Below are 21,291 nucleotides of genomic sequence, written 5' to 3'. Positions count from 1 at the left end.
GCAAACTCAAGGAAGTTCGCCTAGCACAAAAAATGGAGAACGAATTAACCAAAGATCAGATTTTAGAGCGTTACTTGAATCTGGTTTATTTGGGAGGTGGAGCTTATGGTGTGGCAGATGCAGCCTGGGTATACTTTAGTAAATCGCCAGATCAACTTTCCCTAGCCCAAATGGCAACGATTGCTGGATTAGCTCCTGCTCCTAGCTTATACGCCCCAGACAAAAATCCAGAAGCGGCAAAACAGCGGCGGAATCTGGTATTGCAGCGGATGCAAGAAGATAAAGTAATTACACCAGAGCAAAGACAGGCAGCCGTTCAGGAGCCACTAACCCTCAAAAGCAGTTTACCCAAGCGACTGCAAGTAGAATCACCCTACTTTACCAGCTACATTCAAAAAGAATTGCCGAAGTACGTTTCTCCTAAGGTGCTAGCAAGTGGGGGTCTAGTAGTAGAAACTACGCTGAATCCGACTTGGCAGAAGGTGGGAGAAGAGGCGGTTGCCAAAACACTGCGAAATCAAGGACGCTGGGAAAACTTTAAGCAAGGAGCAATGGTAGCCATTGACCCCCGTAGCGGTGAAATTAAAGCAATGGTTGGGGGAAAAGACTTTGGAAAAAACCAGTTTAATCGGGTTACTCAAGCACAACGGCAGCCCGGCTCGACATTTAAAGGGTTTGTATATGCCACTGCGATCGCTAGCGGTAAAAGCCCCTATGATACCTATGAGGATGCACCCCTTGTAGTAGATGGGTATGAACCAAAAAACTATGGTGAAAACTTCCACGGCTCAATGAACATGCTAGATGCCCTCACCCGCTCTATCAATATTATTGCGGTGAAGGTGTTGATTGATGTGGGATTTATGCCAACGATTAAACTTGCCCATGATATGGGAATAAAATCTGAACTCAAGCCCACCTATTCCTTAGCCCTCGGCTCAAATGAAGTCAATCTGCTAGAGTTGACTAGCGCTTATGGTAGTTTTGCTACTCAAGGATTGCATACAGAGCCTCATGGTATTAGCCGCATCCTTAACCGCCAAGGCAAAGTGATCTGGTCAGCTAATTTCAAGTCTAAACAAGTCCTTGACGCTGACAGTGCCGCTATCATGACTTGGATGCTACGCAACGTCGTGGAAGCGGGGACTGGTGGAGCTGCCCAATTAGATAATAGACCAGTTGCTGGTAAGACCGGCACCTCTGACGAAGCCCGCGATTTGTGGTTTATTGGCTACATTCCCCAGATGGTGACAGGCGTTTGGCTAGGTAACGATGACAACCACCCCACAGACGGCAGCAGTGGTAGCGCCGCTTATACCTGGCACGAATTTATGGAAAAAGCGGTAGAGGGGATGCCTGTAGAAAAGTTTCCTAAACGACCCAAGTTAGAAGGTCGCAAAGGCACCATCAAAGCCCAGACCATCAAGCCCAAACAAGTGCTGAATCGTTCTCTTGATTCTGATGATGACTCAGAACAAGAAAGTTCTAGGGAAAATTCTAAAAATTCTAATTCTGAGGATAGTGGTTCATCTAAAAGACGTAGAAGCAGGAGAAGCTATTCTCAAGAAGAACAGCAATCTAGTAACTATACCCCAAGAAGGAGAAGGCGCGATCGCAGCGAAGATTCAAGTTCTAGTAACTCTTCTGAGGAATCATCTCGTCCACGGCAGCGCTCTAGAAGAGTAGAATCTGATTCTCCTTCTTCTCCCCCGCCTCGAAGAACTCGGCGATCTTTGTCTCCCCCAAATAGTTCTGATTCTTCAGGTTCTTCATCATCACAGCCTAGCTGGCGGGATAGACTTAGACCTCCTCAGCAATGAGGAGTGGGCATTGGGGAGCCAACGCGCATAACAAGGGGTTTCCACGCCAGTTCCTACAACGGGGGGAACCCCGGCAACAGACTGGCTCCCCATGAGCGACTGGCGTCATGAAGCATGGTTATTTTCCTTGTCTTCCACCCTGCGGGAAGCTAAAGCTACATCTCCCCCCAGCCCTCCTGCTCTTTCCTGTACAATATTAAGTTGCTCAAACTAAACTATGGGGGGATGTTAAGTGATACGCTCATTTTATAGTGTGTCAAGTAGTGTTACTTAACATTTGGAGAATATACTCATGCATATATTGATGCAGGCAGCAGATTCAATTGCAACAGGTGGTGGTCAATTTCCTTTTGCTTTCACCTTGGTGTATGTCGTTGGTTTTATTGCTGCTGTAACTATTGGTTCAATAGCTTGGTACAACTCGAAACGCCCCGCAGGTTGGGAAAGCAAAGAGCGTCCTGATATTGTGCCTAAGATTGATAAAGAAGAAACTCCGGGTCTGGGTGAACCGAAGTCAAAGTAGTGATGAATTACCGTTCGCCCTTGGCGTCTCCCTTTGGGAGAAGATTTGATGCTTGCGGCGGGCTGCGCCAACGGCCCAAACCGCCGCTCGAACTTCTCGCTGAGTGATGAGTGCTGAGTGATCAGTCACTATTCGCCCTTGGCGTTTCCCCTTGAGAGAAGTTTAGTTCGCCTACAGCCCTTCGGGCATCCTACGGCAGGCGTTGGCCAAGCCAGACGCTTACTGACTCGCTCTAAGCGTACCCCTGCGGGGAAGCAAGCTACGCGTAGCGTTTCGTAGAGAAGCCATGCCGCATATTTTACGTTGCGCTATTGCCCAAGCCACCGCTGCGACTTCTGGCTGAGTTTAATTGCCAAACTTATAAATCGTCTAAAGACGCGATTCTTCGCATCTTGGCAACTCATAACTCATAACTCATAACTCCCTATTAGTTTTGCACTTCAACCCAACGGCGGTAAAGCTTTTGAATTTGTTTGAGAAGCGCAGTATGAGCCGATTGAGTTGACTCATTCGGCTTCGCTATCTCTTGCAATTGGGTCAAGAGTCTGGCTTCTTCGACCGCAACTTCACCATCGCTATAAATTAAGCCACTGATGGCTTCAATCAGATTTTCACAATCTTCAAGGCTGGGGCGATCGCCTAAATACTCCTGCACCCAGTCATAGCATTCTTTTGGTTGTACAGGAACTAATTCGTACAGCCAAGGCTTAATTTCTGGATCGTTAGCCAAACCTTTTGCTTGAGCTATTTCGCGCAGATATTGCCGTTCTTCTGGCTGGATTCTGCCATCGATCCAGGCTGCTCCAATCAGGATTTTAACTAAGTTTTTCACATTGGAATTGGTAACCATTGCTGCCTCCTCTGGTAGATTCAGGCCTCCACCGAATAGTACAATCCCAAACAGTATTCACTCGGAATCATTGGTTTTTCTTAAGCGCACCATAAAAAAGCCATCCATGTCCTGTCGATGGGGCCAGACTTTAAACCAACCTTGAGGGGTGCTATGGGCAGAATAAGGCAACTCAACGCCATTGGGAGACTCAATTTCCCAATCAGGTGACTCAGCTAAAAATGCCGAAATTACTTGTTCGTTTTCTGCTGGATGCAATGTACAGGTGGCATAAACTAGTACACCACCAGATTTGACAAAAGTAGATGTATGTGTTAATAATTCTTTTTGCAGCACCGAAAGTTCTCGGACAGATTCTGGTGTCTGTCGCCAACGAGCATCAGCATGACGGTGCATGGTTCCTAACCCAGAACATGGAGCATCAAGTAATACACGGTCTGCGGTGTTTTGAAATTGGTTGAAGTGGCGGCTGTCGCCAGTGTAAATTTGAATAGATTGTAAATTTAGCCGTTGAGAATTTTCTTGGAGTTTATGAAGACGAGAAGGAGTGCGATCGCCAGCCCAAATTTTCCCTTTATCTGCCATTAACTCAGCGATGTGGGTTGTTTTACCCCCTGGTGCAGCACACGCATCAATTACCATCTCACCTGGTTGGGGGTCGAGTAAATGACTTACCAATTGGGCACTACTATCTTGTACAGTCCACCAACCTTCTCTGAAACCGGGTAGTTTTTGAATTGACCCAGCACTACCAATCAATCGTAACGCTTGGGGCAAATGACGAACACGCCTCACCAAAACACCAGCGGATTGCAAAGCCGCCTCAACTTCCTCAATTGAAGTGCGAAGTGGGTTGATACGCAAGTCGATTGTTGGTGATTGGTTCATCCATTCACACAATTGTTCTGTCTGGGCTAAATCCAATTGTTCTAACCAGACTTGAATAATCCAGTCAGGAAAGCTGTGTAAAATCCCCAAGCGTCCTACTGGGTTTTCTGGAAGTTGTAACGGATCAAAATGGGGGACTGGGGACTGGGGATTGGGGACTAGGGACTGGGGACTGGAGGCTGGGGACTGGCAAAGCAACAAAGAATCTTTCTCCTCTGCCCCCTTGCCCCCCTGCTCCCCTGCTTTTCTAAGATACTGGCGTAATAGACCGTTAACAAAACCCGTGAGTCCAGAAAAACCGTTTTCTTTAGCGAGTTGGACGGTGGTATTAACAGCAGCTGAGGCGGGAATACGCTCTTGATAACGCAGTTGGTATAAACCTAGATGTAGGATGGTGCGGAGGTCTTTTGGTTGTTGGTAAGATTTTTTTTGAGCGAGTTGATCAATGAGAGTATCAAGAGTGCGCTGCCTTCTGACGCTCCCATAAACTAATTCTGTCACTAAGCGGCGATCGCTATCAGCCAAATTAACTTTTTGCAGCACTCTGTCTAGGGCAACATCAGCATAAGCCCCCTTGTGAACATCTCGCAGGGCGATAAAAGCTAGTTGACGGGGGTTTGTCATGGAAACATGATTCAGGAGTCAGGAGGCTTTTGTATTTTAACTCCCAACTCCTAACTCCTGTACAAACGCGATTAATCGCGTCTGTACTCCTAACTTCTCTATCAAGTCATATATCGGTCTACAGTAGCGATTTCAAGCTCACATGCTCTAGAAACCTGTTCTGCTGGTAATTTCCCAAAGCTGATTAATGGTAAATGAGTGGGGTTTGCCATCAGTTCTTTTGCTAATAAAAACCCAGTAATCGTCCAAGTTTGATATTTCCTAGCTTGTTTTCCAATCAGTCGCCCTTTCTTTCCGTCGTAATACTCTGGCCATTCATCTGTACTGAGGCGTCCTTGGGCAGTTTCAATAGCCTTTTGTGCAAGACTTGTTTTGTTAGTTTTCACCGCCGCCGCTGCCAACATCCACATTAAGACTGGCCAACTACCAGCATTATGATACGACCAAGGTATATTTTTAGGGTCACATCCAGTTACAATTCTGTATTCTTCATGTTCCAAAGCTGGGAAACAAATTTTCATGGGCATATCTCCCACCAAGTCTTCCCATCGTTCCTCAATGAGAGTCATAATCGCTTGGGACTGTTCTTCGGTGGCTAAGTCTGAAATGATTGCCATTAAGTTTCCGAGTGAAAAAAAGCGAGTATCTAGCTGCGACGGTCCGACATTACCTGCTAGATAACCACCTTTTTTTGGTAGCCACTTATCTAATTCATAATAGGGAACAGAATCTACATATATATTGAACAGATTAACAGCACCCTTGCCATATTCTTCACTTTTGAAGCGATAAATTGCATTCAAGCGATTAATATCTATCCAATAATGCTGGCGAATATGAGCACATAAAAGAGGCAAACGGTTATCAATCGCTGCAACAATATCAGAATTCCCTTGACAAATTAACAACTCACGAGATGCACGCAATGCCGTGTAAAAAAGAACTTGTAGTTCTAGAGGATGCCCATAAATGCCCATACGACGGTCAATCATACAAGCACCATCTGGAACCAACAGCGTTGGGTACATATCAAAACGATTCGCCAAGCAGATTTCCATGATTAACCTGATACCATTTTGGAATTCAGGTTGATAAGCTAAAGAAAAATCTTCTGTGGCGACTACATAAGCACGTAATAAAATAATCCACCATAGGCAAGAATCTACAGGTGTAACTCTAGCGATCGCATGTTCACCAAAGTCTGCTTCTAAATATTCTTGTCCATTTTCTGATACAACTTTAAAGCTAGCTGGTATTAATCCTCGTCCCGGTTTATAGGCATCTAATGCCTTTTCTTTAGGCTGTAACTTTAAGGTTTCTTCTAAGAAATTACGAACAATATCTGTTCTACCTTTGATCAGAAAAATTAGACCTGAAGAGACAAAATCCCGAACAAAGCACTGATCATAATTGAGCGTCGCTACAGATACATCATAAGCGGCTACCGTGCCAACGGGGCGTCCTTGATAGTAGAGAATTGATTTTTCTAGTGTTTGCCATGCTTGTTCTACTTCTTTTAAATTTTCAGTAGTTTCCAATTCGTTTAGGTGCATCGCCAGAATAACTCCATTTTAATTGTGAATTTGTGGTAGATGCGTCTTTCTTTATTATTTTTGCTATTCTCAGCATAACAAAAACGATTCTTTGAATAGCAAATATAATTTGGTAAAAAATTAATCAACTAACAACGAATAAATATACTGACATTTATGCAACTTTATTGTTAGTCAATTTGCTTATAATAAATTAATCTTTTGGTGAATTATAGCTGTTGTTATTCACCGCAAGTAGTAGCATGATTTCTAAAAAAAGTCATACAAGATATATTTTTAGATTATTTATTGCTCCCTTTCATGCCCGGAATCTTTGCTTTACCAAACAAAAACAAATCTTAGTGCTGTTTAAGGTTTGCGTGAAGTGAAAACTGGTTACAGTATATTTACTTAAGCAAGATTAGTTGTTGACACTAATAAGTCAGATTATTCCCCTATAACCTAATAATTTATAACGTTTTCTCAGAATATGCAAGATAAATGCTTGAAGAATTTAAGATGTCAATACTTCTGAAGAGTTATATATTTTACACTATTGAGAGTAGCTTGTCATCAGACGTTGTGCTATCAATTTAATTTAGTTGGTAACTTATTTATCAAAGTTAGTATATTTATGAGCATTTAACTGCTCCTAAAATTCTTTATAAGCTTGATTAATTGCTTGCATTGAGGCTTTTGCGAACGCAGAACTGTTGACATCAGGATGATACTGTCTTGCTAATCGAAGGTAGGCGAGTTTGACATCTTGGGGATGATAGCTCTGATTTACACCCAAGACTTCCCACCATTCCCTAGATAATACAGAATCGAGAGTAAATTTATCAAAGCTTTGGATTTGACTCCAAATCTTGATACTTCCACCATTACCGCCACTTAAGAGCGTTTTGCCATCAGGACTGAAAACAATGGGATTACACCCAGAAAGACTTTGTAGTCGTTCCCCAGTGTGGAGACGGAACGTTGCCTAACTTGGTACTTTCAGTTTGAGTGTGTGTCTTTTCTGGGAGCTGCTTGTTGCCAAGTTTCTAAAGCTATTTCTGGTTGACCTGTGTTAAATTGTAAACTTCCTTAGGTGTTGAGGATTTGGGCGTAAAGGAATGAATCATCGACTGTTTTTAGGATATTCTGTGCTTGGGTGATTAGCGATCGCGCTACTTCCCACTTGCCTAAATCTTGATAAACAATAGCTAAATAGTTGTAACTTAATACTTGATAGTGCTGCTGTTTAATTTGCTGAAATATTTGGGCTGTTTGTTCACAAATTTGTGCAGCTTCTACCAACTTTCCGGCATCGTAAAGTTGTTTTGCTTGTTTGAGTAGGGTGACTGAGGATTGAGTTGGAGAAATGGAAGACTTGGCGGTGGCTGGGAAAACAGTTGCTATTAATAAACAGATTAGTCTGGCTAAAATTAAATGACTAAAAATACGCATAAATGTTCATAATAATTTCCAATTATTAATTGATATTCAAACAAAATACTTTCATTTACTTCCTAAATATTATTTTCCAGACAAGTTTTACCTAATAGAGACTAACAACCCTACTTGAGTTGGTAGTCTCTATGTAAAGATATTAAACTCTTACATTTACATAACGAGCAGGAACTCGAACTTTAACCCACCTGTTACCACGTCGTACTGTTTCCCAATGTGCAGGAATTAACTTCCGTTGAAATCGGGTAACAACAGGTCTATGCACAACAGTAACTTTATGGACGTTCGGTCTGACAATAATTTCTGCTGCTGATACCTGTGACGGTAAGGAGGAAATTGCAAATGGGAGAGCAAGTAATGTACCTAAGAGAATACGTTTCATGTTCAAATCTCTATCAATTAATTTGCTTGATTTTTCTACAGCATTTATCAATAATTTGTGAACATATATTCTTACCTAATCTTTAAGATTATAGTAAGTTTTGCTTGTTACACGACTTAGTTGATTTGCTCTATTATTCTGAGTTTAAAATACTAAATAAGAAGACACAGTGGAATAAAGTCATCATTTACAGTATGACTTTAGTCATATTTTGGACTTGAGATAAAAAAGCGGTGTTCGCTAATACGTATTGTGTTCAGTATTATTTATTACTTTTATTTTAGTACTGAATTTTTGATGCAATAATACCAATGAATACGGCAAGACCTAGGGTTTTCCGAAAATAATTAACGCCTTGAAATAATTCCAGCCACGCCCAAGCAAATAAGGAGCCATTTACCATTACGTCCATCTGTGAAATATAAGATAAAACGCCTTTTGTCAATCAGTTAAAATACTGAAAACATTCTTAATAAAAATGATAATCGTGCGTGAGGAAGGGGAATCTAAAGTCAAGTGAATGATTTCAGTTGCACCTTGAGAACCATGTATGGCCGATACACCATTGGGTTACAATATGTCCGTTTCAGGTGCTGCTTACAACGCTGATTTGGTAGCATATTTAATGTGTTGAATGTTAGCTATGGCTTAAAAGCCCAAATTTTGTATAGTACATATGTATGATGCGTAAGTCCTAACTTGATTGTGATAATACGTTTAGCTAACTCAAACCTGTTTATCCTAAACTGTTAAAATTCCCCGTACTACACGTGAGTAGGGTCAATGACTGCTTCATCACCAGATAATTCAATCAGTTCCTCAAGCACTCATACCTTAGATATAGCTAGGCAAGAGTATCAATATAACTACACCCATATTCCATCTATTGCTATGGTGGATAAGCTTTCTCTAGCGGAAGAGTTTACCACTAACTGGTATTTTTTATTAGCCCAGCAGTTACGAATTATTTTTATCAATACCTTGATTGTCAACAGAGGCAATCAGGGTTCTAAATCGATTCGTGATGATGTCGAAAGGTTTATTTTAGAAGCCTTGTTTAAGGGAGCATTACCAGCCCAAATTAGCATTCTGGTGAGAATTCTGCAAATTATCCCTCAATTTTTGCTCAAAGGAATATCTAAGGATGTTAAAGAACTCGACGATCTTTTCTTTTCTATTCTTAAAGAAAACGGACTTGTGATCCTCAGAGATGCTCTAAATCGGGTAATTACCCTTCTATATGAAGGACAGCCTACAGGACATGCAACCAGTCTCAATGACTACGAAAATTTGTTTCCGATAATTGGTGTACCAGCGATCGCTAAAATTTACCAGGAAGATGAAGTATTTGCCTACATGCGAGTAGCTGGCTACAATCCCGTTATGATTGAGCGAGTAACTACTCCAGGCGATCGCTTCCCAGTCACAGAGGAACATTACCAAGCAGTGATGGGAACTGAAGATTCATTAGCAGCAGCAGGACTTGAAGGAAGGCTCTACTTAGCTGACTATAAAATTTTAGATGGTGCGATCAATGGTACATTCCCACATGAGCAAAAATATGTCTATGCTCCCCTAGCACTGTTTGCCTTACCCAAAGGCTCAGACCCCACCCGTCAATTGCGTCCGATAGCCATTCAATGCGGTCAAACTCCAGGATCAGATTATCCGATTATTACCCCTAATTCCGGTAAATACGCTTGGCTATTTGCCAAAACAGTTGTCCAAATAGCAGATGCCAACTTCCACGAACCTATTACTCACCTAGCAAGAACTCACTTGTTAGTTGGTGTTTTTGCGATCGCCACCTCTCGACAACTGCCACTCACCCATCCCCTAAGAATTCTGCTGCACCCGCATTTTGACAGCACCTTAGCAATTAACGATGCCGCCCAACGGATTCTCATTGCTCCTGGCGGTGGTGTCGATAGATTACTCTCAGCATCAATCGATAACTCTCGCATTTTCGCAGTGCGAGGGTTGCAAAGCTATGGTTTCAATAGTGCCATCTTACCTAAACAATTCCAACAGCGCGGTGTGGATGATCCCAACCTATTGCCTGTTTATCCTTACCGGGATGATGCACTATTAGTCTGGAACGCAATTTTACAATGGGTTTGGGACTATCTAAACCTTTACTACACCACGGATGAAGATATTCAGAAAGACACAGCCCTGCAAGCGTGGGCAGCCGAAATCTCAGCTTACGATGGTGGTCGCATCCCCGATTTTGGCGAAGATGGTGGCATCAAAACGCTCAATTATCTAATTGATGCCACTACGCTGATTATTTTTACTGCTAGCGCTCAACATGCTGCGGTTAACTTTCCGCAAAAAGATTTGACGAGCTATGCCGCAGCCATACCAATGGCAGGTTATTTACCAGCCTCAATTCTCAAAAGAGAAGTTACTGAGCAAGACTACCTTAATTTACTCCCCCCCCTAGATCAGGCGCAACGGCAATACAACCTACTTAGCTTGCTGGGGTCTGTATACTATAACAAGCTGGGCGAGTATCAGCAAGGATACTTTACAGACCAGAAAGTAAAACCATTGTTACAAAAATTCCAGAGTAATCTTCAGCAGGTAGAAGATAGCATCAAGGAACGTAATTTGCACCGTCCAACCTATGAGTATCTGCTTCCTTCTAAAATTCCTCAGAGCATCAATATTTAAATTGGGGACTGAGGGAAATTAGGGAGTGGGGGCAGAGGAGCAGGGGAGGCAGTGCGTTGCGCGGGTTCCCCGCGTTGTAGCAACTGCCGTGAAGCAGGGGAAGAATAACAATACCCTGTTTGGCCCATGACCAATGACCAATGACTCAAAGTAAATATTATGACACTTAAAGATAAAGTTCTCAAAGGTCACGATCGCCAGCTTTGGCTTGCACCTATACTAGCCAAAGTAGGTTATGACACTGCGATCGGCAAGCTTCTACGCTTAGTTTTTTATTACACGGATGCCTTAATTATACTCAACGCCTGGCGGGACTTTCTCTACATCCGTAAGGACAATATTGGAGACAAGTATTTTGCGGTAGACCAAGCAATTATGCATTCTTCTCACTCCCAGGTAAGAGAACTAATGCAAACCCAACCACAACTGCGGGGAAATGATTTAGGCATCATTAGAATATTAGCTCCTAGCTACCTGCTCGATAATCCTCTGAGCTTGGGAACGAACGGTAACGAACACACAGGACTGCGTGCTGTGTTCTTACAAGCCTTACCAGAACCGTCTCAACAGATAGACTTTTTAGGGTATCTAGTTGAGCAAAGCCTATTAGAAGCTGCTAGCCAGGGCAAATTACACATCGGCAACGATTTGCCAAAGATTATGCTATCGATTTTGCACCAACTGGTTTTTCAGATATCTTTATCTGAGGAAGAAATCACAGCATCGAGTAGTTACATTAAAGGTTTAGTTCTCGCATCCTTGCCAAATTTTATTAGCAAGTATTTGCTGGGAATATTAACAGCACCAAATATTCGGCATCGTCAGTATTTAACCAAGCGATACAAACAATCTGCCAAATGGGCATCTTATTTTGAAACAGGCGCTCAGTATCAGTTGAACGAACACCAAATCGCTAATAGCCTTTTTGATATGATTCATATTGCCGGTACTGCCGGTACGAGTGCGCTTTTGGGATCTGTTATTGGTGTTCTATGCCTGGATAATGCCCTCAGAAATGATGTAGTGTCAGAAATCAATGCAGTTTGGAATGGCAAGGAAAGTTTAGACCCAGACGCTCTAGAACAGTCAATACTTCTCAATCAAGTGATTTTGGAAACAGCTCGTCTCTATCCACCTGTGCGATTTGTTAGCCAACTCACCACTGAAGCAGGTGAAGTTGAGATTGGAGAACAAAAATGTCCATTCCAAAAAGGTACTCGCTTGCTTGGCTCTATTTTTACAGCTAATCGGGATGCCAAGAGATACCAAAATCCGGATGATTTTGACGTAACACGGAATTTTTCAGATATTTTATCTTGGAATGGCGAAGGGCATGAGCGAGCCTGTCCTGGTAGATCTTTATCAATTGGCTTTATCAAGATTTTCTGTTTACATCTGTTCAAGAATTATCAATGGAACTCAATTACAGAAGTCAAGTGGGATTTTGAAAAAGTGACTGCCGTTACTCCTAATAATTTAGTGCTACAAGGTTTTGCTCAACGACTGTGAGTAGTAAGCGCTGATTTATGAGTTGGTAATTGTTATGGCTTTTTAAGTTTGTCTTAGTTACGAATTACAAATTAGTATGGCTGAATTAATCGAAAAAAAGCAACTCAATAATATTGCAACCTGGATGATTCCAATCAAACAAACAAACTTACCATCTGTCCTCAAGGGTGTGTTTTTTCTGGATGGCAATCCACTGCCAGATACTTGCATCACTATGTACAATTTAGAATGGGATACACAGAACAGAGCTTTGGTATTACCAGTCTTTGCACCGTTACAGTGGACTTTTCATAACTCGATTGCTGGCTGGATATTACTACGTTTAGTTCAATGGTTTGAGGTAACTTACAAAATTCAGTTTAAAGATGAAACTTTGCAGGAAGCCCAAATCATACCTATTTTGCTGGGAATACCAATTTCAACATCGATTGTAAGTTTTACAATGTCCCAAGACAAAAATTATCTCAATGGAGATATTTGGCACAGAAAGAACGTTTGGTTCGGTGGACTTTCTCGGGCTGGTGAGTATACTCTCCGTAAGGTTGTTGATGAAAATGGTGGTTATACTCCTGCTTTTGACGATATGCTTCCCAAGGTTCCAAATGAGTGTTTAGTGATTGCAACAAACTAAAAAGATAATGCCTTTAATAATATCAGTAACAGCCATTTTATCAGGTAAAAAAGTGAAATACTAATTATAGTAGCGATATCTCAATCTGCTTATTGTCTAATAGCCAAAATTACAAATCGTATTTGTTCAGCTTTTTTTAAACTAAAGCTGTTTTCAGTAGTAAGCTTCCCCGACACAAATAAAAAGCAATTGCAAGCAGACACTGCGGTGTTGGGCGATCGCACTCCTTCCACCCCTCACCGTTATACAAGTTTAAAGGATAGTGAGCACGATATACTTAACCTAAGTTCTAAAGGAAAATAGACATGATCAATTCTCCTGATAACAAGAATTTACCAGACAATCAACCGTATCAAATTTACGAATTTAATAAAAATAACCAGGAAAAAATAGCTGGTTATTTAGTAGTTAGTACTGCCAAACTCAATGTTGAGACAGAAGAAAGTAATTCTAACAACTCTTCATCAAAAGTTGTTAATCAAAACTTTTTTAATATCAATGAGGGACAAGCTGAACCTTCAGCCGGAGAGATGATTGAAAAAATTGCTAAAAGTTTGCAATCAAGCCCAGAACCAGAAATTATTATAAATATTCATGGATATAGTTCTACACCATCTGATACAGAGAAAGGCTGCAAAAAGATTTATGAATATGTTAATACACATATTCAGCAACCAAATAAGTATATTTTTATAGGATATAGATGGCCTGCTGAAAATCCTATAAAAACAGATGAGTCTGGTTCCTTTGGACAAAAATTAATCAACGCACTGTATTCTCTGCCAATTTTACTAGCTATCAACTTAGTTCTGGGACTAACAATTAGTATATGGTCTGCTATAGTTTTGTTATTCCTAAATATTTTGAGTAATAGTGCTGTTCACTTTTTCACAGTGTTATTAATTTTATCTGGGATTGTATCTTCAATTATTTTTACATTAATTGTTCTCAGAATCTCTACTTATTTTCGTGATACTTATAGAGCGAACAATTATGGAGTAACAGATTTAGTTGAATTGATTAGACAGCTTGATTTTAATGTAAAATTACCCCCCAGTAAACGTATTAAATTATCATTTATCAGTCATAGTATGGGTTGCTTTGTCGTTACAGATGTAATTCGTATTCTTTCTGATGTTTTTGACGTTAAATCTATTAATAAAAAACCAGATTCAGATATTGGTAATGTATTTTGCTTAGGCAGACTTGTGCTAGTTGCACCTGATATTCCTGTAGAAACTATTTTGCCAGGACGAGCTAATTTTCTTCGTTCTTCTTTACGTCGATGTGAAGAATCTTATATTTTTTGTAATGAGGGAGATTTAGCGTTACGATTTACCTCCACTGCTGCAAATTACTTTAGCTTCCCAGCGCGAACTCGGATTAGTGGCTACAGACTTGGTAATATAACAGTTAAGCATTTCAACAATAAAAATGATACAGTTGGTCACACACCCAGATATGGAGTTGTTAATTTACACAAACAAGACTCCGAGAAAGATTGCACACTCGATAACCCCTATAAATATTTAGAAATTCGTTCTTCTAATAGCGAACATAGAAGACTTAATGAGATAACTGAAATTTCTGAGAATGAGGTACAACCCGCAGATTTATTTACATATTTTGACTGTACAGATTATAAAGATGATCGGAGTGAGCAGATAGGAATTGTTAGTTCTGCCATACAGAAGCCAGCGATAAATTTTGTAAATTATATTTTACTAACTGTGGCATTTATTCGGAAATCTATTAACAATAGAGATCCTCAAGGTGTTGATACCCATACTGGCTATTTTGATGGTGGCTTTAGTCAAAAAGCTATCTACGAATTAGCTTTTTTAGGATTTCAGGGGTTTTTGAAATCTTTGTCAATTGAGGGAGACGAAGAAGCTCAAATTCGTGCTTTTTCTCAAAAATGCCAAGAAAAGCAAATTCAAGTCATTCTTGCACCGCAAATTTATCAACAAAAGACTCAAGATTAGACTTAAGCATTCCTAAATAATTCGTGAGCAATAACAATCCTAGTTTCTGAGATAAACTGGGATTCTGAGAATTTACTAAAATTGTATTCAATTAAGCTCTGTAAGCGTGGAAGCTTCTAAACTTATTCTCAATTAAGCTCTGTAAGCGTGGAAGCTTCTAAACTTATTCTCAATCACTGTTGCCATAAGCTTCATAAAAGTATTTTTCAACGACTTCTGGATTTTCCTCAAATACCCCAGCCATCTTTAGCTTTTCTATACTTATAGGCGGCGATGCATACCTCGAAACAATAGCGTTATGCGACCATTTTTCATTGGGAACGGGCAGTGCAGAACTGTCGCCCTCATGCAAGATTTTTAGCTCAATATATTTCAAATTTCAGGATTTAGCTAATTCAAAAAATTTCCTTTGATTTCAGTAGCAGTGCTCTTATCATAAAATCTATCTGTAGGTACTTTTATTTATTCATTTGGCCTCAAACTATAGATCAGCTGTTAAAACTTGAGTTAATAAATTGGAAGAATCATTGATTAAGAAAGACTACCAATGCAAACTAACGATAAATCAAATCCAAAAGATTCACCGCAAGTATCGTGCGAAACACGTCGTCAAAACATTCTGCCCACTGCCCCATTACCGGAATCTATTAGTCAAAACATTGAAACTATCATTGCGCTGCATAGACGTTACGAAAAAGACGTACCTCAACACCAACGGGCTATAGAAACGGTAACCGCCTTTTTTGGTCGTCCAGCATTCCTATATAGCATCCTGCTTGGGATTATTCTGTGGGTAACACCCAATGTTTTACCACGACGTTTAGGCATACCAAGATTTGATCCTGTTCCATTTCCTTGGTTACAATTTTCACTGACCACGGGTTCATTGTTAGTAACAACAGGGGTGTTGATTAAACAAGAGCGACAAGAAAAGTTAGCAGAGCAACGGGCGCAGCTTAGTCTTCAACTCAACCTGCTCTGTGAGCAGAAAATCGCTAAACTCATCGGTTTGGTTGAGGAATTACGCCAGGATATTCCCAATGTCAAAAATCACTCTGACCCAGAGGCTGAAATGATGAAGTCCCCTACTGATCCGCACGCAATTGTAGATGTATTAGAAGAGACCTTAGCATCAGAGTTAGCAAATTTATCGTAGCAAAAAACATTAACTTAGGAGTAATAAAGTACTCAACCCAAAAGGCAGCCGACTTGATAAAGCCGTAGGCTTTACGGCTACGCTCAGTACAAGTGGCTTTTGACTTTCGCCTTGCGGTACTAGCCCGATTTTTATGATTATTTTAAGTACTATTACTTATTGGCAAAAGCTCTCTAGCCTTAATTTCTAACTGATGGTGGTTGCTTGATCCTGAGCTTTAAGTAAAAAATAATACATATATTTGCTATCAATAGGAAGACAGGCAGTTACTCTACTTGAGGAGACCCCAAGACCCCCAAGACCGGACTGCCTCACGAATTACGAATTAGTATAAGATTGTTTTGGCGGTAGCGATCGCCTGATCCACACTCTCCACAATATAAACATTTTCAGGCGACAGCTTCTTGAAGAAAACTTTGCTTTCTTCATCGTTAGTTAACAAAATTACTTGCTTATTTGCTTTCAAAGCTAGGGCAATTTCTGAAGCCGTTCCTGCACCCATACCGCAGGCAATTACCACATCACTGGTGAGAACATTAATATTATTTCTAGCATTCCCCATATCTGTAAAAATAGCAATATCCACTGATGAGGAAATATCATCTTGATTATCACTGGGAAGAATACCAATAGTTAAACCCTGAACAGATTTTGCACCTTTACTTACTGCATCCATTACCCCTACATTTCTACCGCCAGTTAGTAAAATCCATCCTTGTTTGGCAATAAGTTGACCTAGTGTATAAGCATTCTGCAAATCATTTGCTGTCGCATTTTCTCCCCTGCCCATCACTCCAATAATAATTTTTCTCATAAAATTTCAAATTATAACGGTTTCAAAGGGTGAGAAGCAGAATGTTATAGGGATTCTTTTGTGTGTTTTCTTCCAACTTATATAGCAATTCTCGTTTGGATGCAACACATGGTAGGGGCACAGCAATGCTGTGCCCTTACGAGTGGTCTGTTAAGACTGCCTAAAAGTTCTCGGGTGGCAGTGCTTTTCCTTGACTCTTAGGAACATTAACTACGTTTAAAGCTTTGGTAATTGCAATAACGTCATTATCTAAGCGTTGAGCTTTAGCATTACCAGGACAGCTAATGTCTTGCGACTGCCCACCAGCGAATCTAATGGTAGTACTTGTACCAAAAGAAACAGATTTGACACAACCTCTAACTGGCAAGTTAGATAAAGGTTCAGCAACTTTTAAGTCGCTGAAAAATCTTTCCGTCAATTTTTCAGGCAATTTACCTTGATTAGACCCTCTGCCATCAACATAATTAACTTCTCCAGAGGGTGATACGTAAATGCGGTAACCAATCGTATTTGTAGAGCCACTATTGACGATAATAGCAACGTTATAGGGTACAAATGCCATTGCTGATTGAGACGAACAAAGCAAAAACGATATACCTGCTAACCCCAGTAAGCTCTTAGAAAAAAGCTGATTCATATAATAAACTTCCTCATTTATGAGTCTTGATTGCCAAAATTTAATGACCAATATGCATCTGGAAAAGTTTCCTTTATTTCTTGATTTTAAACAGCCTGTTCTGTAAAAATGCCTGGTCATACTTTTGTTATAAGTTTGTCATAAGTGCGTTAAGTCAATATGAAATAATTATTGATTGTGCTTTACTGCTGATGTGAGTTGGGGTAGCAAAAGAGAAAGAGAAACCGCAAGATAAAAGTAACTACACCTTCTTCTTAAAGTTTCCCAATGACTATGCCACTTTTGGCGGCGTTTAACTCGTGATGATTGCGCCGCAATCAAAGTGGTTATTGGCAACGTAATCTGGCAGAGTTTGTTGGCGAGCTTTTTCCTGTGCTTACTGCATTGTAGCAAGTTTTATCAGTATCCAAGACTTGAGATAAAAACGTCCAGAGCGTTACTACTGGCTGGGTCAAATAATTGCCTATAGTATCTAATTTTTAGCTAGATAAACTTGCTTGCACTCGTGTGATCAAGAATGTAATCTCAATATCTACTCACACCAGTATTCAAGTCAGCCACGCTCAGAGCTACATTTTGAATTACTGAACGCAACTTAGTAGGAATACCTGCCTTGAGAGCCAAATCATTTTGACTCATTTTAGATCCAGGCGATCACTACTGATAAGCTTAAGCAGATATCTCAATTTGTTTTAGTTTTTTTTACTCTTCATCTTCAGTGGTCAGAGAGCGAATTAATTCCCGAATTACATCGGTTGCTGGTCTGCCAGTCATTGAGCAGTATTTCTCCAACTTCTGTGCCTCACTTGATGTGAGATTGATTGTAAGTCGTTTAATAGCCCATTTTTTATTCATAATATTAGACAAGTTAGATGTTTCAACTACTTCTCTAATATCAATCAATTAATCTGTTATAACATGGGTATGATCAATGACTTTTAATTCAAGAGATGATTAAGTAAACTCATATATTTTTCCAAAGAATAGTGAAGACATAAAGTCTATTTTAGAGTATGAAGTTTCAGCCCTTTAAAGGTAGTAATTATCAAGTCAGTGTCAAGAAAATGTAAAACGCTTTGATGTCAAATAAGTGATCTGCTCAAATAAGTTTACCGATTTCTTAGAAAAGTGTTGGCAGCACTTTGGTAGAAGTATCTGCTTTGCCACGCCCAAATCATCCCTCAAAGATTGCGATCGCACCCCTGTGTTCCTCCCCCCCTATCGGCTGTAAGCAAGTCGCCAGTTGTTGGGGTAATGCGAACGCGCTTCATACAGCAGCCCACACACAGGAGGCTTCTGGTACTAGTACAGCAAGGCAAAAGTCACTCATTCAAAAGTATTATGGAATAAGCTCTTTAGGGCTTTTCAATGGTTTGCTCGTCTTGCAAAGTGACGCTCCTCTCTTACAAAGTTCTGATCCGATAGCGCAGCGTTAGCGAGTCCGCGAGCGTCGGAAGCCTCTCTACGAGACGCTTCGCGAACGGCTCAGACTTTGCGCTGCGTCGAAGAGACTGCGCTAACTGATGCCTGCGGCGGGCTGCGCCAACGGCGGGAACCGCCGCTCAACGCCAGTTCCTTTAAGTGGGGGAACCCCACCAACGGACTGGCTCGACTTTGCGCTATTTACGCCGTGCTGTATTAGTGAGATTACAAAGTGCATGAGCGAATGTGATCTTGTGATGTCGGAGGTTGTCGGATATAGCACTGTTGTTGAGTCAAAAGCAGCGGCAGCATGTGTTCCTGTGGGTGGAGAGGCGAGAGTAATTTGTCCCAGATGAGGGAAAAGCTATTCATTGCTGGAGGCATTGGCAAAACTGAGTTGTTCAATCTACTATTTTTTTGATTAACTTATTGTTTGGAAATCCCTGAGAGACTTCCCTTCCACTTCAAAGAAAACCAAGCGAGTATTGATGCCATCAGTATCTCCGGCAAGAATCATAGGTTAATTCTCTGCCACTGCCGACCATCGCGCACCAACAAATCATCTGCTGCCAATGGTCCCCATGAGCCTGCTGCGTAGTTGGGAAAGTTTTCAGGTGGCGTGGTTGCCCAAGCCTCTAGAATGGGGGTGACGACGCTCCAGCCCAGTTCTACGTTGTCCGATCGCTGAAACAAAGTCGCATCACCGATCATGCAGTCGTACAGCAAGGTTTCATAGCCAGTACTCTGGATCTTGCCAAAGTAGTCAGTGTAGCAAAAGTCCATTTCTACCGCATCCATTGTCATAGCAGGGCCGGGCACCTTTGCACCAAATTGGAGGTGAATTCCTTCTTCTGGTTGAATGCGGATCGTCAAGAAATTAGGCGTGAGACGCTCAATTGACGTTTGGCGAAACAATAGTGAGGGTACTTGCTTAAACTGAATTGCAATTTCAGTCACGCGTTTAGCCAAACGCTTGCCCGTTCGTAGATAAAACGGCACCCCTGCCCAGCGCCAATTGTCGATGTTCAGCTTTAAGGCAGCGTAAGTTTCAGTGGTAGAGTCTGATGCAACTCGTGGCTCTGATCGATAAGCAGGCACTTGGGTATCCTTCACCGTTGCTGCACCATACTGTCCCCGTACAGTATGAGTTTGCACAGTTTCAGCAGTGAGCGGAATGATAGACTTCAATAGTTTTGACTTCTCATCACGCACCTCATCGGCTGAAAACGAGACTGGCGGTTCCATCGCCGTCATTGCCAGCAGTTGAAACAGATGGTTTTGCACCATGTCCCGCACTGCGCCTGTACCTTCATAGAAGTTGCCTCTGCCTTCGACTCCAACCGTTTCGGATACGGTAATCTGTACGTGATCGATATGTTCACGATTCCAAATCGGTTCAAACAAGCCATTACCAAACCGAAACACCAGAATGTTTTGTACAGTTTCTTTGCCCAGGTAGTGATCAATGCGGTAAATCTGTTTTTCCTGAAGGACAGCACCAATGGATTTATTCAGGGCACGAGCCGAGTCCAAGTCGTGCCCAAACGGTTTCTCGATGATAACTCGCCGCCAGCGATCGCTCTGTTGACGCACTAATCCTGCCGCGCCAAGCTGCGTAATGATGTCGCAAAAGAAGTTTGAGGCAGTTGCCAGGTAAAACAAATAGTTTCCTTGAGTGCCACAGTCTTGATCGACTTGAGTGAGTAAGTCCTGCAACTGATGGTAAGTGTCAGCTGACTGAAACTCACCGGCAAGATAGTACAATCGCTGCTCAAGCGGTTGCCAGAGATGATCGTCTACGGGAACCGTTGCGAACTCATGAATGTCTTGGGCAAGTTTGCTGCGAAAATCATCTTGGCTCATTGAAGTGTGTGCTACTCCAATGATCGCAAATTCCTGCGGCAGCAAATTGCTTTGTTTGAGGTTGTAGAGGGCGGGAAGCAGCAGACGCTTGGTTAAATCTCCCGCTGCTCCAAAGATAACGATCACGCAAGGTTCTGCCGGACGGATTGAGGCTTCAACAGGAACCTGGGGCTTGGTGGCAGCCGTCATGATAAAATCTCCGCATGTTCTTCAAGATGTCCACCAAACTATAGCGCATTGCAGACAGCAGTTTCTCTGCAAACTCATCTTCACCTCTAGAGCTAAATTATCAATATATTGCAGCACTCAGTATAAAAGTAGGCGTGCCGTCGTTGAGCGCGGCAGTAATCCTTGTTGAAAGTGAACCTTACAGACTATGTGGGAGTTGTGGGCGTAAAAAAGACAGCGATTGCAGTCTGGAATTTTCATCATATCAGCTTAACAACTTAGAATTGCTGCTTTCCATTCAGCCAAAATCAACAGTATTTACATTGTACTGAGATGCTTCGCTGTGCTCACCATGA

At 41.4% G+C, this 21,291-nt stretch carries 20 protein-coding genes; 9 read left to right on the top strand and 11 right to left on the bottom strand.

Annotation, left to right across the window (positions count from 1 at the left end; genetic code table 11):
• Both V7L29_RS31360 and psb35 read left to right on the top strand, forming a co-directional pair.
• The coding region (locus tag V7L29_RS31360) for a transglycosylase domain-containing protein (protein ID WP_334737937.1) at window positions 1-1,820 on the top strand (1,820 nt) is incomplete at its 5' end.
• Window positions 1,821-2,112: 292 nt separating this feature from the next.
• A complete protein-coding gene (gene psb35 / locus V7L29_RS31355; protein WP_334687985.1) occupies window positions 2,113-2,343 on the top strand; it encodes a photosystem II assembly protein Psb35 in 231 nt (76 codons plus the stop codon).
• A 427-nt stretch (window positions 2,344-2,770) separates the two neighbouring features.
• Here the strand turns inward: psb35 and V7L29_RS31350 are convergent, their stop codons facing one another.
• From V7L29_RS31350 to V7L29_RS31325, 6 genes are all read right to left on the bottom strand, one after another.
• Complete coding sequence (locus tag V7L29_RS31350) at window positions 2,771-3,193, bottom strand: tellurite resistance TerB family protein (RefSeq protein ID WP_334687986.1); 423 nt, start codon at window positions 3,191-3,193, stop codon at window positions 2,771-2,773.
• 57 nt (window positions 3,194-3,250) lie between these two features.
• Entirely contained in the window at window positions 3,251-4,705 is a 1,455-nt protein-coding gene (locus tag V7L29_RS31345; RefSeq protein ID WP_334687987.1) for a 16S rRNA (cytosine(967)-C(5))-methyltransferase, read from the bottom strand.
• A 101-nt stretch (window positions 4,706-4,806) separates the two neighbouring features.
• Complete coding sequence (locus V7L29_RS31340) at window positions 4,807-6,258, bottom strand: glycoside hydrolase 100 family protein (protein ID WP_334687988.1); 1,452 nt, start codon at window positions 6,256-6,258, stop codon at window positions 4,807-4,809.
• Between the two features lie 631 nt (window positions 6,259-6,889).
• Window positions 6,890-7,033 (bottom strand): DnaJ domain-containing protein, encoded by a 144-nt coding sequence (locus tag V7L29_RS31335; RefSeq protein WP_334687989.1) that lies wholly within the window; start codon window positions 7,031-7,033, stop codon window positions 6,890-6,892.
• Between the two features lie 293 nt (window positions 7,034-7,326).
• Window positions 7,327-7,689 (bottom strand): tetratricopeptide repeat protein, encoded by a 363-nt coding sequence (locus tag V7L29_RS31330; RefSeq protein WP_334737936.1) that lies wholly within the window; start codon window positions 7,687-7,689, stop codon window positions 7,327-7,329.
• A 142-nt stretch (window positions 7,690-7,831) separates the two neighbouring features.
• Window positions 7,832-8,074: a hypothetical protein gene (locus V7L29_RS31325; protein ID WP_334687991.1), complete on the bottom strand. Its 243-nt coding sequence runs from the start codon at window positions 8,072-8,074 to the stop codon at window positions 7,832-7,834.
• A 783-nt stretch (window positions 8,075-8,857) separates the two neighbouring features.
• Between V7L29_RS31325 and V7L29_RS31320 the strand changes: the two genes are divergently transcribed.
• From V7L29_RS31320 to V7L29_RS31305, 4 genes are all read left to right on the top strand, one after another.
• A complete protein-coding gene (locus V7L29_RS31320; protein ID WP_334687992.1) occupies window positions 8,858-10,750 on the top strand; it encodes a lipoxygenase family protein in 1,893 nt (630 codons plus the stop codon).
• 159 nt (window positions 10,751-10,909) lie between these two features.
• The gene (locus V7L29_RS31315; protein WP_334737935.1) at window positions 10,910-12,259 is read left to right on the top strand and encodes a cytochrome P450; all 1,350 of its coding nucleotides are present in this window, start codon (window positions 10,910-10,912) and stop codon (window positions 12,257-12,259) included.
• Between the two features lie 76 nt (window positions 12,260-12,335).
• Window positions 12,336-12,890 (top strand): hypothetical protein, encoded by a 555-nt coding sequence (locus V7L29_RS31310; protein ID WP_334687994.1) that lies wholly within the window; start codon window positions 12,336-12,338, stop codon window positions 12,888-12,890.
• A 305-nt stretch (window positions 12,891-13,195) separates the two neighbouring features.
• Complete coding sequence (locus V7L29_RS31305; protein ID WP_334737934.1) at window positions 13,196-14,875, top strand: alpha/beta hydrolase; 1,680 nt, start codon at window positions 13,196-13,198, stop codon at window positions 14,873-14,875.
• Window positions 14,876-15,044: 169 nt separating this feature from the next.
• Here the strand turns inward: V7L29_RS31305 and V7L29_RS31300 are convergent, their stop codons facing one another.
• Window positions 15,045-15,251 carry a hypothetical protein gene (locus tag V7L29_RS31300; RefSeq protein WP_334737933.1) on the bottom strand — a complete coding sequence of 69 codons (207 nt, stop codon included), beginning with the start codon at window positions 15,249-15,251 and terminating at the stop codon, window positions 15,045-15,047.
• A 171-nt stretch (window positions 15,252-15,422) separates the two neighbouring features.
• On the opposite strand from V7L29_RS31300, the gene V7L29_RS31295 reads away from it, so the two are divergent.
• Window positions 15,423-16,031, top strand: a complete 609-nt coding sequence (locus V7L29_RS31295) for a DUF1003 domain-containing protein (protein WP_334687996.1) — start codon at window positions 15,423-15,425, stop codon at window positions 16,029-16,031.
• A gap of 325 nt (window positions 16,032-16,356) precedes the next feature.
• Here V7L29_RS31295 and V7L29_RS31290 read toward each other — a convergent pair whose 3' ends face one another.
• From V7L29_RS31290 to V7L29_RS31280, 3 genes are all read right to left on the bottom strand, one after another.
• Complete coding sequence (locus V7L29_RS31290; RefSeq protein WP_334737932.1) at window positions 16,357-16,845, bottom strand: TIGR00725 family protein; 489 nt, start codon at window positions 16,843-16,845, stop codon at window positions 16,357-16,359.
• Between the two features lie 160 nt (window positions 16,846-17,005).
• Complete coding sequence (locus V7L29_RS31285) at window positions 17,006-17,482, bottom strand: hypothetical protein (protein WP_334687998.1); 477 nt, start codon at window positions 17,480-17,482, stop codon at window positions 17,006-17,008.
• Window positions 17,483-18,184: 702 nt separating this feature from the next.
• Complete coding sequence (locus tag V7L29_RS31280) at window positions 18,185-18,337, bottom strand: CopG family transcriptional regulator (RefSeq protein WP_334688000.1); 153 nt, start codon at window positions 18,335-18,337, stop codon at window positions 18,185-18,187.
• Window positions 18,338-18,624: 287 nt separating this feature from the next.
• Between V7L29_RS31280 and V7L29_RS31275 the strand changes: the two genes are divergently transcribed.
• Together V7L29_RS31275 and V7L29_RS31270 are read left to right on the top strand one after the other, a co-directional pair.
• Window positions 18,625-18,918 (top strand): hypothetical protein, encoded by a 294-nt coding sequence (locus tag V7L29_RS31275; protein WP_334737931.1) that lies wholly within the window; start codon window positions 18,625-18,627, stop codon window positions 18,916-18,918.
• A gap of 87 nt (window positions 18,919-19,005) precedes the next feature.
• Window positions 19,006-19,260, top strand: a complete 255-nt coding sequence (locus tag V7L29_RS31270) for a hypothetical protein (protein ID WP_334693147.1) — start codon at window positions 19,006-19,008, stop codon at window positions 19,258-19,260.
• Window positions 19,261-19,417: 157 nt separating this feature from the next.
• On the opposite strand, the gene zwf is transcribed toward V7L29_RS31270, so the two are convergent.
• Entirely contained in the window at window positions 19,418-20,956 is a 1,539-nt protein-coding gene (zwf, locus tag V7L29_RS31265; protein ID WP_334693146.1) for a glucose-6-phosphate dehydrogenase, read from the bottom strand.
• Between the last annotated feature and the right edge of the window lie 335 nt (window positions 20,957-21,291).

Origin of the sequence: Nostoc sp. (assembly GCF_036916575.1) — a bacterium.
Classification (GTDB): Bacteria; Cyanobacteriota; Cyanobacteriia; order Cyanobacteriales; family Nostocaceae; genus Nostoc.
Note: the sequence above shows the minus strand (reverse complement) of the source record. Positions and strands in the feature narration are given on the sequence as shown.